This window comes from Neobacillus terrisolis, assembly GCF_051233475.1.
Taxonomy (GTDB): Bacteria; Bacillota; Bacilli; order Bacillales; family Cytobacillaceae; genus Bacillus_BU.
This window is the reverse complement of the sequence record NZ_JBKFGH010000035.1, coordinates 52,107-65,594: the sequence shown is the minus strand read 5'-3', so window position 1 is coordinate 65,594 and position 13,488 is coordinate 52,107. Positions and strand designations below refer to the sequence as shown.

The 13,488-nt window shown below is 38.5% G+C and carries 13 protein-coding genes and 2 riboswitches; of the genes, 7 read left to right on the top strand and 6 right to left on the bottom strand.

From position 1 onward, the window contains the following. Positions 1-167 precede the first annotated feature (167 nt). Positions 168-1,412 carry a dicarboxylate/amino acid:cation symporter gene (locus ACI48O_RS19245; RefSeq protein WP_435563470.1) on the bottom strand — a complete coding sequence of 415 codons (1,245 nt, stop codon included), beginning with the start codon at positions 1,410-1,412 and terminating at the stop codon, positions 168-170. A gap of 136 nt (positions 1,413-1,548) precedes the next feature. After that, positions 1,549-1,686: riboswitch (cyclic di-AMP (ydaO/yuaA leader) on the bottom strand. A gap of 594 nt (positions 1,687-2,280) precedes the next feature. Between ACI48O_RS19245 and ACI48O_RS19240 the strand changes: the two genes are divergently transcribed. Then, positions 2,281-2,595 (top strand): hypothetical protein, encoded by a 315-nt coding sequence (locus ACI48O_RS19240; RefSeq protein ID WP_435563469.1) that lies wholly within the window; start codon positions 2,281-2,283, stop codon positions 2,593-2,595. A gap of 57 nt (positions 2,596-2,652) precedes the next feature. Here ACI48O_RS19240 and pgmB read toward each other — a convergent pair whose 3' ends face one another. Next, entirely contained in the window at positions 2,653-3,327 is a 675-nt protein-coding gene (gene pgmB, locus ACI48O_RS19235; RefSeq protein ID WP_435563468.1) for a beta-phosphoglucomutase, read from the bottom strand. Positions 3,328-3,370: 43 nt separating this feature from the next. Continuing rightward, positions 3,371-4,540, bottom strand: a complete 1,170-nt coding sequence (locus ACI48O_RS19230; protein ID WP_435563467.1) for a pyridoxal phosphate-dependent aminotransferase — start codon at positions 4,538-4,540, stop codon at positions 3,371-3,373. An 85-nt stretch (positions 4,541-4,625) separates the two neighbouring features. Between ACI48O_RS19230 and ACI48O_RS19225 the strand changes: the two genes are divergently transcribed. From ACI48O_RS19225 to ACI48O_RS19205, 5 genes are all read left to right on the top strand, one after another. Further along, positions 4,626-5,402, top strand: coding sequence for a carbon-nitrogen family hydrolase (locus ACI48O_RS19225; RefSeq protein ID WP_435563466.1), 777 nt, complete (start codon positions 4,626-4,628; stop codon positions 5,400-5,402). Between the two features lie 153 nt (positions 5,403-5,555). Further along, positions 5,556-5,662: riboswitch (SAM riboswitch) on the top strand. Between the two features lie 113 nt (positions 5,663-5,775). Then, a complete protein-coding gene (locus tag ACI48O_RS19220) occupies positions 5,776-6,789 on the top strand; it encodes a methionine ABC transporter ATP-binding protein (protein ID WP_435563465.1) in 1,014 nt (337 codons plus the stop codon). Then, positions 6,779-7,453, top strand: a complete 675-nt coding sequence (locus ACI48O_RS19215; RefSeq protein ID WP_435563464.1) for a methionine ABC transporter permease — start codon at positions 6,779-6,781, stop codon at positions 7,451-7,453. Before ACI48O_RS19220 ends, ACI48O_RS19215 begins: the two co-directional genes overlap by 11 nt. Before the next feature lie 18 nt (positions 7,454-7,471). Then, complete coding sequence (locus tag ACI48O_RS19210) at positions 7,472-8,314, top strand: MetQ/NlpA family ABC transporter substrate-binding protein (RefSeq protein ID WP_435563463.1); 843 nt, start codon at positions 7,472-7,474, stop codon at positions 8,312-8,314. Between the two features lie 99 nt (positions 8,315-8,413). After that, a complete protein-coding gene (locus ACI48O_RS19205; RefSeq protein ID WP_435563462.1) occupies positions 8,414-9,523 on the top strand; it encodes an iron-containing alcohol dehydrogenase family protein in 1,110 nt (369 codons plus the stop codon). A 76-nt stretch (positions 9,524-9,599) separates the two neighbouring features. On the opposite strand, the gene ACI48O_RS19200 is transcribed toward ACI48O_RS19205, so the two are convergent. The 3 genes from ACI48O_RS19200 to ACI48O_RS19190 form a co-directional block, all read right to left on the bottom strand. Further along, positions 9,600-10,220 carry a zinc metallopeptidase gene (locus tag ACI48O_RS19200; protein ID WP_435563461.1) on the bottom strand — a complete coding sequence of 207 codons (621 nt, stop codon included), beginning with the start codon at positions 10,218-10,220 and terminating at the stop codon, positions 9,600-9,602. An 88-nt stretch (positions 10,221-10,308) separates the two neighbouring features. Further along, on the bottom strand, positions 10,309-11,157 hold the full coding sequence (locus tag ACI48O_RS19195; protein ID WP_435563460.1) for a hydrogenase small subunit: 849 nt from the start codon (positions 11,155-11,157) through the stop codon (positions 10,309-10,311). A gap of 254 nt (positions 11,158-11,411) precedes the next feature. Next, positions 11,412-11,954, bottom strand: a complete 543-nt coding sequence (locus ACI48O_RS19190) for a hypothetical protein (RefSeq protein WP_435563459.1) — start codon at positions 11,952-11,954, stop codon at positions 11,412-11,414. 231 nt (positions 11,955-12,185) lie between these two features. Between ACI48O_RS19190 and ACI48O_RS19185 the strand changes: the two genes are divergently transcribed. Beyond that, positions 12,186-13,436 carry a DHH family phosphoesterase gene (locus ACI48O_RS19185; protein ID WP_435563458.1) on the top strand — a complete coding sequence of 417 codons (1,251 nt, stop codon included), beginning with the start codon at positions 12,186-12,188 and terminating at the stop codon, positions 13,434-13,436. Positions 13,437-13,488: the final 52 nt, after the last annotated feature.

Here is a 13,488-nt window from a genome sequence, read left to right as displayed (position 1 = left end):
TCACCATGGACACCCTTGCGTTAAGCTAACCACTACAACTGCCTTCGTGGCTCGGGACTTACACCCTATAGACTGCACCCATGCCGGGCGCACAACAAAAAGGCCCTGCAAATAAATGTAGGGCCTAACTCTATTACATTTTATTAATATTACTTGATGTTAAAAACTTATACAGCTTCTTGTCTGAACGTTTGGCTCTTTTCTTCTCTCTTCTTTTCGGTTTCTGCCACAATAACTGCACAGGCAGCATCACCAGTAATATTGACGGCAGTCCGCGTCATATCAAGTAAGCGGTCAATCCCGATAATTAGGGCAATACCTTCTACTGGCAAACTAACAGACTGTAATACCATCGCTAGCATGATTAAGCCAACACCAGGCACCCCAGCTGTGCCAATACTTGCTAAAACAGCCGTTAAAACAACGGTTGTTAACTGCATAAAGGACAGATCTGATCCTACAACTTGGGCAATAAAGATGGTCGCCACCCCTTGCATGATGGCTGTACCGTCCATATTTATGGTCGCACCCAACGGCTGGACAAAACTGCTGATCGATTCAGGAACCTTTAAATTTTTCTGAGCAACGTCCATAGATATTGGTAATGTTGCATTGCTGCTAGATGTACTAAATGCAACCCCCATTGCCGGTGCAAAGCCTTTGAAAAAAAGAAGCGGGTTCATTTTAGCAAACAGGGCAACGGATCCTCCGTATACAATAATAGAGTGAAGCACTAATGCCAAAAGGACGACCATCATGTATAAACCCATTGCTTTCATGGCGTCAAACCCTTGCTTACCAATTGCAGATGCAATTAACCCGAAAGTTCCATACGGGGCAAATTTCATAACCGCACTAACAAGGAACATCATAATTTTATTTCCTTGTTCTATTAGCTTTACTACACTTTCCACTTTATCGCCAAGCATCGTTAACGCTAAGCCGATAAAAAGTGAGAAGGTAATAATTTGTAACATGTTTCCTTCTGAAAATGCTTTTACAGGGTTAGAAGGTATGATATTTAGAAGAGTTTCTGCTACAGGAGGGGCTTCAGTTGCATCAAATTTTGCTGTGGATAAGTCAAATTCGCCTACAGAGCCAGGTTGGAATACATAGGCTAAACCGATCCCAATCGTGATAGCTAAAGTAGTGGTAATAAGAAAATAACTTATTGTTTTCAAGCCGATCCGTCCCAATTTCTTTGGATCACCCAAACCAGCTGTACCTAGGGTGATTGAAAAGAACACAATCGGTACTACGAGCATTTTTATCAGATTTACAAAAATCAACCCTAAAGGTGTTAACACATACTGGTCGATTTTAGGAAATACATCCCCTGCAAATAAATTCATAAACAAACCAAACAGGGCACCAACAATAAGCGCAGTAAAAATTTTCGAAGTTAATTTCAATAAAAGTACCTCCCTTTAATAGTTTTTTAAATCGTTTTTTTACTAGAAAATCATTTTTGTGGATTTACAGATATCTTTACAATCTTAAAAAATTCCACAAAAAAACACAGAGGTCAGCTCTGTGCAATATGTTGCCAGTCCTCCCCTCAATCGCCTACGAGGTTAGCTGCCGGGTTCGGGTTTGAGAGTACCCTACCTTAAAAAAGGATTCACCCCATGTACAAATAGTACGAATGGTTCCCCCGTTCTTCGATAGATTAAGCGCATTTAAATAGTTATTCAGTTGAAATAATGCCAATTTGCTATACCTTCTTAACAATTGATGCTATTCTAATATAATTAAAACAAATTTAGCAGATTATGTCAATGTTTATATCAAAGTAAAGATATTAGGTAAAATATTATTCTTATATTAGCGATATTTAAAAAAGTAGTAGTTAGCCTGTTCTGCCTACTTATCAAGAACGTTTATCTAAAAATATTAAGCTTCTCGTGTGTCCTTAGATACGATAATTTTGTAAACTTGATTTTTCTCCTATATCTACGATGATTATGTTTTTCAAAATAACTTTTATCACATAAACATTCACTGTTATTAAAAAAATTCTCCGAAAAATCAGTTAATGCCTTTCTAAGCTTTATCACTTAAACCCTTGCCATCTCTATATTTTGTGTCTATTAACCTCCAAAAAACTTTTTGCTCCTTTTCAAAAACTAAAAAAATTCACATTTCCGAAACATTTTCCTTGATTTACCAGAATAATATGGTAATCTGAAAATAATCAACTGGTATTTATGTCTATTTTGTGAACGAAGCGTAATTGATGGGTATTTGGGGAGAAATTTATTAATTATTGGGGTGGATGAAATGTATAATTCTCAAAATGGTTCTTACAGCGTTGCTAACTCATCAGTTTGCCAAAGCTGTGGCAACGTGACCTTATCTTATGAAAAGTCAACTTCTAACAAAGGAACCTTATATGCTGTATTAGGTTGGGCATTCTTTGCGATTTCCCTTCTGTTTATGCCGCTTCTTTTCGGTGCAGCAGCATTGTTTATGGGCTTTATGACATATACTGTAAAAAGTGAAATACACGGCTTAATCTTAATGGTATTCGGTGCCGCTGGCTTAGTTCTTGGTTCTTTATTCAGCTTTATTGTTGCCGGGACTATGTTTATCTAAGTATGTAAAAACCCCTAATGGTAGATTTTATTACATCATTCTACCATTAGGGGTTTTTTAAGCTAAATATTCTCTATCGAAACGTATCAACAGCTCCTGAAAGGTTATTTCTTCTGTGTTTACAACATGCCAATCAGCGGTCTTAACTGTTTTATTTGTTCCGATGCCGATCGAGAACATTTTAGTTGATTTGATTGCCTTCATTCCGGCTTCACCATCTTCAATTGCCGCACAATTTTCTGGTGAAATTCCTAATTCCGTTGCAGCTTTCAAAAATATTTCAGGGTCAGGTTTACCCTTATTTAACGAGCTAGGATCAACGATTACATCGAAGTAATCAATCAAACCCAATTTTTGCAAAACGATTTTGACATTTGAGCTCGAAGAAGCCACAGCCATTTTCATATGATTATTTTTCAAATCGACGATGAATTGCTCCATTCCAGGCAATATCGCTTTTTCATCCAATGTTTGAATTAATTGCTGGTAATGGATATTTTTCTGATCTGCAAGCTCTTCTTTCTCGAGAAAACTTAACTTTTTTGCTGACCGTTCTACCATCGATTCGATGATTTTCTTTCTTTCGACCCCTTTATATTTTTCGCTATCCTCATGTGTAAATGGAATTTGAAGATAATCAGCTATCCTTTTTTCGGTTATGTAATAAAGCTCTAATGTATCAGCAATCACTCCGTCCATATCGAAAATGACAGCCTTTAATGTTCTTTTCATGGTGGTAAACTCCTCATACTGTCAAAATTTGATTTAGAAATGATTAGCTGTTAAAAAGGTTCAACTTCCCTATCCGTTTAACCGCTTCAATCAGTCGCTCCTCTTCCACTAACAAACCGACTCTTACATATCCTTCTCCATACTCACCAAAACCATTACCGGCTGCCACAACCACATCCGCTTTGTCTAACAAGAAATCAGCAAACTCTTCACTCTTGTAACCTTTAGGGACGGGAAGCCAAGCGAAAAATGACCCTGTCGGACTCTGGACATCCCAGCCAATTTCACGACAAGCTGAGATAAGTGTATTACGGCGACTTTCATATCTCGCTACAAGTTCTTCTACACATTTCTGATCCTCTGTTAGCGCTGCAGCGGCAGCCTTTTGTACAGCTGGAAATAGACTGCAGTACAAATGATCCTGAATTAGGTTAAGCGCCTCAATAATGATCGGGTTCCCAACTGCAAAGCCAACGCGCCAGCCTGCCATATTAAAGGTTTTGGATAAAGTGTACATCTCGACACCGATTTCCTTAGCTCCCTCCACTTCAAGAAAGCTGACCGGTTTTTTTCCATCGAAACCGATGGCGCCATACGCAAAATCGTGCAGCACGGTAATATTGTGTTTCTTGGCAAACGCAACCGTTTCCTCGAAAAAGGCTCGATTAGCTGTGGCCCCGGTCGGATTGTTTGGATAATTCAAGTACATTAACTTGGCTGCTTCTTTTTGTTCATTTGGTATTGCCTCATAATCCGGTAGAAAATGATTTTCCACTTTTAACCCAAACGTTTTATATTGTACATTTGCAAGTACGGCACCTGATAGGTAATCGGGATAGCCAGGGTCCGGCAAGAGCATGAGCTCCCCCTCATTTAGCAAGCACATTGGCAGTTCAACCAGCCCTGTTTTCGTTCCAAACAATATAGCAACCTCTGAATAGGGATCCACCTCGACACCGTATTGCTTTTTATAAAATTGTGCAGCAGCCTCTTTCAATTCGTTTATTCCTCGAAACGGAGAATACTTGTGAGTATGCGGGTCCTCTGCCGCTTCTTGTAAAGCTTTAACAATATGCTTTGGAGTTGGTTGGTCCGGATTTCCCTGTCCTAAATTTATTATATCCCGCCCTTCGGCGATTGCTTTGTTTACTTTTTCAACAAGTGAAGCAAAAAATTGAACCGGCAGTTTTTTCAAGCGCTCTGAATATTCCATCGAATCATCCTTTTAAGAAAAGTTATTGCGATAATATTTGAAATTCTATAATCTTTAATTAAAAATGTCTAGAGGTGTTTGAAAAATGAAAATTGCTTGCGTTCAAATGAATATTGCGTTTGCGGAGCCAGAAAAAAATTTCACGGCGGTCGAACACTATATACAAAAAGCAGCTCAGGCAGGTGCGGATGTAATCGTATTTCCGGAAATGTGGAATACAGGCTATGCACTTGATCAGCTCGATAGGTTGGCTGACATAGATGGGCAACGTACGAAACAATTGCTCGTCAATTTAGCGGAAATCTATAAGATTAATATAGTTGGGGGATCGGTTGCGACCAAAAAAGGTGAAGGCTTCTGCAATACAATGTACGTCGTAGATCGGACTGGTGCCATTGTTGCTGAATACGATAAAGCCCATTTATTTAAGTTAATGGATGAGCATTTATTTATGAGTGCAGGTCAAAGTACAAATGTATTTGAGTTGGACGGGATTACTTGTGGAGGGGTCATCTGTTATGATTTGCGCTTTCCAGAATGGATTCGCTGTCATGTTCTTGAAGGAGCAAAAGTCATGTTTATTCCGGCAGAGTGGCCAACAATGAGAATTGACCACTGGCGCTTGTTATTGCAGGCTCGCGCCATCGAAAATCAGTGCTATATCGTCGCGGTGAACCGTGTTGGAAATGATCCAAATAATGAGTTTAATGGCTATTCCATGGTGATTGCTCCATGGGGAGAATTGCTGCTTAGCGAAGAGACGGGTGAAGGCATTTTTTATGCTGAATTAGATTTAACTGAGGTCGATCGTGTTCGGAAGACCATTCCGATTTTTCAGGATCGACGGACGGATTTATATTAATGATTTAAAATACCAAAAAAAAATTTAAACCCACTAAATCCATTGGTATTATTGGTTCCAAACCACTTTTTGTATATGGAAATAATATTTTAGGGATTGACAATACAAAAATTGCCTAGTAATATCAAAAACATATTATTTCACACAACAAAATACTTATCCAGAGCGACCGAGGGACTAGGCCCTATGACGTCCGGCAACCCCCTGATTAGGGAAGGTGCCAACTCCTACAGAATGACTTTCATTCTGAAAGATAAGCTGAGAACCCCGTTTTTTTCGATGCTTCTTTCTAATGAAAGAAGCATTTTTTTGTAGAGTTAAAACTTTTGAGCTTATTTTCCTTGTCAATTTGGATACATAAAGAGGTTTTTATATGATTGAAATTCGCAATCTTTCAAAGATTTATAAAACAAAAACTGGGACAGTTATAGGTGTTGACGATGTAACACTGTCGATTCAAGAAGGAGAAATATATGGTATTGTCGGCTATTCCGGTGCCGGCAAAAGCTCACTCCTCCGCTGTATTAATTTACTTGAGCGGCCAACCTCTGGGAAAATCAGTGTTAACGGGACAGACCTTACCTCATTAAAGGGTGAAAACTTACGACTGGCTAGGTTAAAAATCGGGATGATCTTTCAGCATTTTTATTTAATCAGTCAAAAAACAGTATTTGATAATGTCGCCTTTGCCTTGAAGGCTGCAAAGCTTCCAGAGGCCCAAATAAAGTCACGAGTTGAGGAGCTGCTCGAGATGGTCGGTCTTTCGGATAAACGAGATGTCTATCCTGCTCAACTGAGCGGTGGTCAAAAGCAAAGGGTTGCTATCGCTAGAGCACTTGCCAACAATCCGAAAGTACTGTTATGTGATGAAGCTACTTCGGCCTTGGACCCTACCACGACCATGTCGATCCTAAATTTACTTAAGAAAATCAACAAAGAACTCAATATAACGATTGTGTTAATCACTCACGAGATGAAAGTAGTCAAAGAAATTTGTAATCGAATGGCGATTATGCAAAATGGCAGGGTTATGGAGGAAGGCACAGTATATGAAGTATTCGCCAACCCACAGACAGGACTCACAAAAGAGTTTATCGAAAGCGTTGTTTCCTTCGAGATCCCAGAGGTGATTTTAAATAAATGTGATGGACCGATTGTGAAAGTAATCTTTAAAGGCAAGGTTGCAGGTGAAGGGGTCATTTCTGATACACTCCAGCAATTTAAAGTAAAAGGTAACTTTCTCCACGGGTCAATCGAATATATTCAAGAATTGCCCCTTGGTATTTTTATCATGGAACTGAAAGGTGAGAAAGAAGAAATTAACAACGCGATTAAGTATATCGAAAATCGTGCCGCACAGGTGGAGGTGTTACGCAATGGGCTTTGATTTTCAGCATTTTATCGAGCTTATTCCCGAAATAAATACCGCTTTCTTTCAAACCATTTACATGATTTCAATCTCTCTAGTGATTGCCATCTTTGTTGGATTGCCAATCGGGATTCTTTTATACGTAACGGATAAAGGATTATTTTTGGAAAATCGCACTATGCAAAACATTTTAGGATTTACGGTCAATTTAGTCCGGTCCATTCCCTTTATAATTTTGTTAGTAGCGTTAATTCCATTAACCAACTTAATTGTTGGAACAACTATTGGGGCAACTGCAGCAAGTGTTTCTCTTTCGGTTGCAGCCATTCCCTTTTTCGCTAGAATCGTAGAAACTGCTTTACGTGAAATTGATAAAGGAGTTATTGAAGCAGCCATTGCTGCCGGAGCAACTCCGTGGATGATAATTAAGGATGTACTACTGCTTGAAGCAAGATCGGGGATCATTTCCGGGATCACGTTGACGCTTATCAGCTTAATCGGATTCTCTGCAATGGCTGGTACAGTTGGCGGTGGTGGAATTGGAGATTTGGCGATTCGCTTTGGTTATTATCGTTATGATAATACCATCATGATTGCGACTGTATTGATTTTGATAGTTTTAGTTCAGGTTGTCCAACTCCTTGGTGATTTCATCGCCAAAGTTGTAGATAAAAGAAAATAAAGAAAGAAGGAAAACAGCATGAAAAAATGGTTAACAGCAATTATTTTACTTTTCGTGGCAGGTGCTCTTACAGCTTGCGGCGGAACAGAAAGCAAGGAAAGCGGCAGTGAGAAAACAACTGCAACAGAAGAAACAAAAGAAATTAAAATTGGAGCTACAGCTGGACCATATAGTGATATGTTAAATAAAGCGATTAAACCCGGCTTAGAAGACAAAGGCTATAAAGTTGAAATCGTTGAATTTAGCGATTATATTCAGCCAAATAAAGCGTTGAATAATGATGATATTCAAGCAAACCTTTTCCAGCACACGATTTATCTCGAAAACTTTGCAAAAGAAAACAATATGGAATTAACAGCCTTAATTTCAGTTCCAACAGCTCCAATGGGAATTTACTCAAACACATACAAGTCTTTGGATGATGTTAAGGATGGAGCTACGGTTACAATTCCTAATGATCCTACCAATGGGGCTCGGGCTTTAAATACTCTTGAAGATGAGGGTTTAATTAAACTAGATCCAAATGCAAACCCACTTACGGTATCTGAAAAAGATATTAAAGAAAATAAGAAAAACTTGAAATTCCAACCGATTGAAGCTGGTCAGCTCCCTCGTTCTGTTGAAAGCGCAGATTTAGCTGCCGTTCCTGGTAACTTCGCTTTGGCTGCAAAAATGGATCTTTTAAGTGCTCTTGCGTTAGAAAATATGCTCGATCAATATCGTAACGTTGTGGCTGTAACTACAGTAAACAAGGATTCTCAGCTTGCAAAAGATATTAAAGAAGTTGTCGAATCTGATGAATTTGAAAAAATCATTGATGAGCAATTTAAAGGCTTTGGTAAGCCTGATTGGATGAAGTAATCAAATAGCTTTCGTTATTATTTACAGGGCAAAACTATTTGAAAGCAATGGTAGTCCATGCTCGTTAAGGGTTAACATGCTAAGAAATGAGTGATAGTCATGGAGAGCTTTTCTATTCATGGAGCGCCTAGCGAATATATTTTACAGGAAGGTGCTTTAAATCAACTTGAATCCAAACTATTGGAACGTGGACTAAGGAAAGTCTTGATTGTACACGGGCAGAAATCTTGGGAGGCTGCCCTCCCCTATTTTCCTGAATTAACCAAGGTTGAATTTGAGGAATACATCTATGGCGGCGAATGTTCAACAACTGAGATTTCCACGATTGCAAGCATAGTTCGTGCTAAAAGTTATACAGCAGTCATCGGAGTTGGTGGTGGAAAGGTGCTTGATTTGGTTAAGTCTGTATGTCATTTAGCCAACACCCCATCGATCTTAATCCCAACGCTTGCATCTAATTGTTCCCCTTGGACGCCAATCAGTGTAATTTATGATGAATCTGGGGTATTTATCCGCTATGATATTTATCCGAATAGCGCGAGCCTTGTGTTAGTAGAACCGATGATTATTGTGAATGCTCCTCTGAACATGCTTATCGCCGGGATTGGTGATACTCTAGCAAAATGGTACGAAGCCGATGTTCAAATGGCTGTAATTGAAAACAAGCCTGTCCCATTGCAAATTTCGCATTATGCTGCAAAACAATGCAAGGACCTGCTTTTAGCTCATTCCAGTGGAGCAATCCATACTCTAGATGCCGGCGTGCTTAATGAAGATTTCATCAAAGTCATTGAAACGATTATCATGCTTGGTGGAATGGTGGGCGGTTTCGGTGATCATTTTGGAAGAATTGCCGGTGCTCACTCGATTCATAATGGACTGACGGTATTGGAAGAAACCCACCACGCTTTACACGGGGATAAAGTAGCCTACGGGATACTCGTTCAACTTATTCTTGAAGAAAAACAAGATGAAGTGAATCAGTTGTTCCCTTTCTATCGTGAGCTCGGCTTACCCGTTTCACTTACAGACCTTGGTGTTGCCGACATAAATGATGAGGTTTTCGAAAGGATTGCTCATAAATCCACTCTGCCGGATGAATCGATCCATGTTATGCCTATTGGTCCAATCAATATGCAACGGGTCGCAGCTGCGCTGGGTGAACTTGAAGAGTTAACAGAATTACTTCGAACAAAGTTAATAAAATAGAAGAAATAAGGAAAAGAGCTAGCTTTGATGCTAGCTCTTTTTTTGAGATTTAAACATTAATTATCAATGTTCACCCTTAGCGATTAAACAATATCATCAATGGCAGACTAACGAGGTATGAAAAATTGAAAAATCGATAAAGTTTCTTCGTTTCAGTGACTTCATCAGGTGAAACTAGCTGAAAATGTTTCAATGTATGAACCGACATTCGATTAATATGGAATTCGTCCACCACTTCTACGATTAATTTTAATAACAATAAAGATAGGTAGACGAGTAAAACAATTCCATGAAATAGATTTGAATCGATGAAGAATGATAACAGAAATAATGGAATAAAAATATATTTAACGAAAAAGGTCACAGGAATAAATAAAAACCGAAAATATTGAAAATCTACCGCATGACAAGCTTCATGACTACCAACAGCAATTGAATAAATGGTCTTACAGCCATACACGTCTGGACTTAATTGGATAACCTTCAGAATCGGATCATAATCATTTTCTCCAGCAATATCAATTTTTCTAACCTTGACATTACTGATATGATTTAAATTCAAAATGGTATTAGCTACTTCGTCTCCAGACATACTGGCGGACCTTGTATTTTTTACGATATTACTAAGATAATATGACGCTAAAAAATTTATAAGGAATGATAAGCCGGTTATGATTAAAATAACATAGGGTGTCATCCTTCTTCCCCCTTAAACTTGTAAGTTATGGGTTGTGAACGAACACCTAGTTGCTCTTTATTTAAACATAAAACTTATCGCCTTTTCCTCATCCTCTTTTCTTTTTCCCATAAAAGCCTCCTTTATCCCAAAAGGATTTTTCGGAACAGGCAATACACGGGAAGCCTGCGGCAATACAGTGGTCCTTACCAATTAATTCACAAAAATTAAATGCCTGAGGCCCCTTACAGCCCAGTTTAAATAGACAATAGCCTTTTCGCGCACCCTCGTCATCAAACGATTCTGCAAATAATTTTTGATCAAAAAAGGGTTTGCGATGGCATGTCATATGGACAGTTTTTTGATAAAATGCGGTCGGGCGCAGTTTTTTGTCTAGCTCTGGTAATTCACCGTGAAAGTGCACGTATAAAAGCGTCCCAATAATTACTTCAGGAATGGGAGGGCAGCCTGGAACAAGGGCAACGGGAATACCTTCAGGAAGGATGCTTACAACATCAGTGGAATCAGTAGGGTTGCCCACTGCTGCTGGTATTCCACCCCAGGCGGAGCAACTTCCAAATGCAATCACTGCCTTGGCATGTTTGGCAGCGGAGATGATTTCCTTTTGGACGGATTTTCCGGCAATCGTTAAATAGTCATCACTTCCCGGAATTCCTCCTTCAATTGCTAGAACATACTCACCCTTATATTTTTCAAATATGGATTCCTTATGTTCCTCCGCTTGATAACCGCTCGCAACTGACAATAGCTCACTATACTCCAATGAGATGAAATTGAGAATCGTTTCCAAAGCAGTGGGTTCAAACGAACGAATAAAAGCTTCCTTACACCCGGTACAATCCAAGGCGCTTATCCAAATAACGGGTAAACGTGTTTTTGGTTCAGTCAAAAGTTCTTCTGTAACATTTATTGCTTCTAACCAGTTGTAACGGGGCATCAACGAATCTCCTTCTTCTTCTGATTATCTCTTTTAAAATACGGAATAGAAGGATCCTTTCAATGTTTAAAAAAGGTAATTAATTAAATGATCCCTATCATTTTAATTAATTACCTTTTTTAGCAAAATAAAAAGATCCTATTCAATTGAAGTATATTTGGTTAACTTTGGATTTGTCTATTTATTTAGAGAAAATTCTAAAAATGTTCTTAACTAATTAAACAATTTGAAAATATAGAAATTATATTGCTCCATTAAATAAAAATATGAAACATTCCTAATAGGACGGTAATTCCTAACAAGGTAATATGAACTGTTCTAACTCTCTTTGTTTTTTTATTTTTAAGTAAAGCAAATCCAAATCCTGCTGCAATAGACATAAAAAGGACCGAACCAATTCCTGAAATCGCTTCTCCCTCTAACTCCCCTTCGCTTAAAAACATGAAAACACCATGAAGAAGACTTAGACCAAGGGCTATTATTCCAAAAAACACGTGCCTTTTTCCTAAAAATTGTGAAAGGGTTAGAACGAATTTCTTTGCACTTGGTGCTTTTTTTACTATTGTTTTGGTCGTTCTTCTAACCGGGAGTAAGATTCCGGCCGCGCCCATCGAAATAGCTGTGCCCCAACCGACCATTTTACCAAACTCTTCAAACGGCCCTTCCTTTTCATCATCTTCATCGTATTGTTCATATTTTTCATCTTCAAAATCATCTGCACTGACAATGATATTTGCGAAAAATGCGAAAACAAATGTAAAAAGAAAAGCAGTCATGATTATTTTTAATGATTTCATTAACGTACACCCCTTTTTTATTGGTCCAATTACCATAAATATTAGACAATGATTCTGAAAAAATCCTGAAAAAATCGCATAAGAATTACTAAATGAACAGAACAAAATGTACAAACAATAATGGCGCCTAATATAAAAATAAGAATATTTTCACCCCAAAGCTGTATAAGTATTCGGGCATGGTTTAAAATAGACTTTATGGAAAAATTTACAGGATGGTGATCTCACTAAATGAAATTATTTACGGATATAGACTTGGATGGGCTTGGCTGCGGTATTATCGCAAAGCTTGCTTTTGGAGAAGAGGCTTATGTATCGTATTGCTCTTATCGTGTTTTAAATCAGCGTGTTGAAAATTTTATTGAAAACCCTGATTTTCATAATACAGAAACGTATATTACCGACCTTGCTGTTAATGAAAAAGTAGAAAAAAAACTAGAGCAGCGCTTCAAAGAAGGCCGCCATATCAAAGTAATCGACCATCATGTAACGGCGATGCACTTTAACAAATATGCATGGGGAACAGTTATCCCCGAATATGAAACAGGTAAAAAAACATGTGCAACCTCTTTGTTTTACGACTATCTTGTTAGTCAAAATAAAATTAAAAGAAGCAAAGCGCTCGAGGAGTTCATCGATCTAGTCCGTCAGTACGATACATGGGAATGGGATGCAAACAACAATGTCACCGCCAAACGGTTAAATGACCTATTTTATATTATTGACCGTGAGCCGTTTGAAGAAAGCATCTTAAAAAGGCTCCGCGAAAATCCCGAAACCTTTACCTTAACAGAAACCGAAAATCTTTTACTCGACGTAGAGGAAAAGAAAATCGAACGCTACATCAATTCAAAAAACAGACAGATGGTTCAAACTCTAACTGAAGAGTACTGTGTAGGAATAGTCCATGCCGAGCAATATTTATCAGAGCTAGGAAACGCGTTAAACAAGCTCAATCCCCATCTTGACATGATTGTTTTGCTCAATGTTGGTACGAAAAAAGTGGGCCTTCGAACCATACATGATCATGTGGATGTATCGGAATTCGCTACCCGTTTCGGTGGCGGCGGCCACCCTAAAGCTTCTGGCTGTGATTTAACCCCAGATGCATTCGAGAAATTTGTGGTAAATGTCTTCCCTATCCAACCAGCCAAACTGGATGCGGACCGCAATGAAATCAATGTTAAAGGTGCCTCATATGGTTCTTCGTATGAAAATCGAAAAGGTGAAGTCTCCTTTATTCATCCTCTATCTGATGGAATGTACGAGGTCATTCATCAAGGTAAAAAAATAACCGAGGCATTTGATTCGTATGAAAAGGCAGAGTATTTTATAAAACGGAATTATACTTCATGGCTCCGTTACGATAATGACTACCTTTTCCAACTGTCATCAGACCTTTCACTGCCATTAGAGAAGGTGAAAAAGAATTATGAAAGTATCATTAAGAAAGTAATTGCTTCTGCTGATAAGAAGGAGTGAATTCTTGGGGGTTTGAAAAGCTTGTTAGGGAGGTTGACCTTGGTCAATCTCC

Coding starts and splice junctions, on each gene's coding strand:
- ACI48O_RS19195 (WP_435563460.1), bottom strand. CDS start 11,157: ATGCCCCGTTACAACTGGTTAGAAGCAATAAATGTTACAGAAGAACTT.
- pgmB (WP_435563468.1), bottom strand. CDS start 3,327: ATGAAAAGAACATTAAAGGCTGTCATTTTCGATATGGACGGAGTGATT.
- ACI48O_RS19190 (WP_435563459.1), bottom strand. CDS start 11,954: ATGAAATCATTAAAAATAATCATGACTGCTTTTCTTTTTACATTTGTT.
- ACI48O_RS19220 (WP_435563465.1), top strand. CDS start 5,776: ATGATTGAAATTCGCAATCTTTCAAAGATTTATAAAACAAAAACTGGG.
- ACI48O_RS19230 (WP_435563467.1), bottom strand. CDS start 4,540: ATGGAATATTCAGAGCGCTTGAAAAAACTGCCGGTTCAATTTTTTGCT.
- ACI48O_RS19225 (WP_435563466.1), top strand. CDS start 4,626: ATGAAAATTGCTTGCGTTCAAATGAATATTGCGTTTGCGGAGCCAGAA.
- ACI48O_RS19185 (WP_435563458.1), top strand. CDS start 12,186: ATGAAATTATTTACGGATATAGACTTGGATGGGCTTGGCTGCGGTATT.
- ACI48O_RS19240 (WP_435563469.1), top strand. CDS start 2,281: ATGTATAATTCTCAAAATGGTTCTTACAGCGTTGCTAACTCATCAGTT.
- ACI48O_RS19210 (WP_435563463.1), top strand. CDS start 7,472: ATGAAAAAATGGTTAACAGCAATTATTTTACTTTTCGTGGCAGGTGCT.
- ACI48O_RS19215 (WP_435563464.1), top strand. CDS start 6,779: ATGGGCTTTGATTTTCAGCATTTTATCGAGCTTATTCCCGAAATAAAT.
- ACI48O_RS19200 (WP_435563461.1), bottom strand. CDS start 10,220: ATGACACCCTATGTTATTTTAATCATAACCGGCTTATCATTCCTTATA.
- ACI48O_RS19205 (WP_435563462.1), top strand. CDS start 8,414: ATGGAGAGCTTTTCTATTCATGGAGCGCCTAGCGAATATATTTTACAG.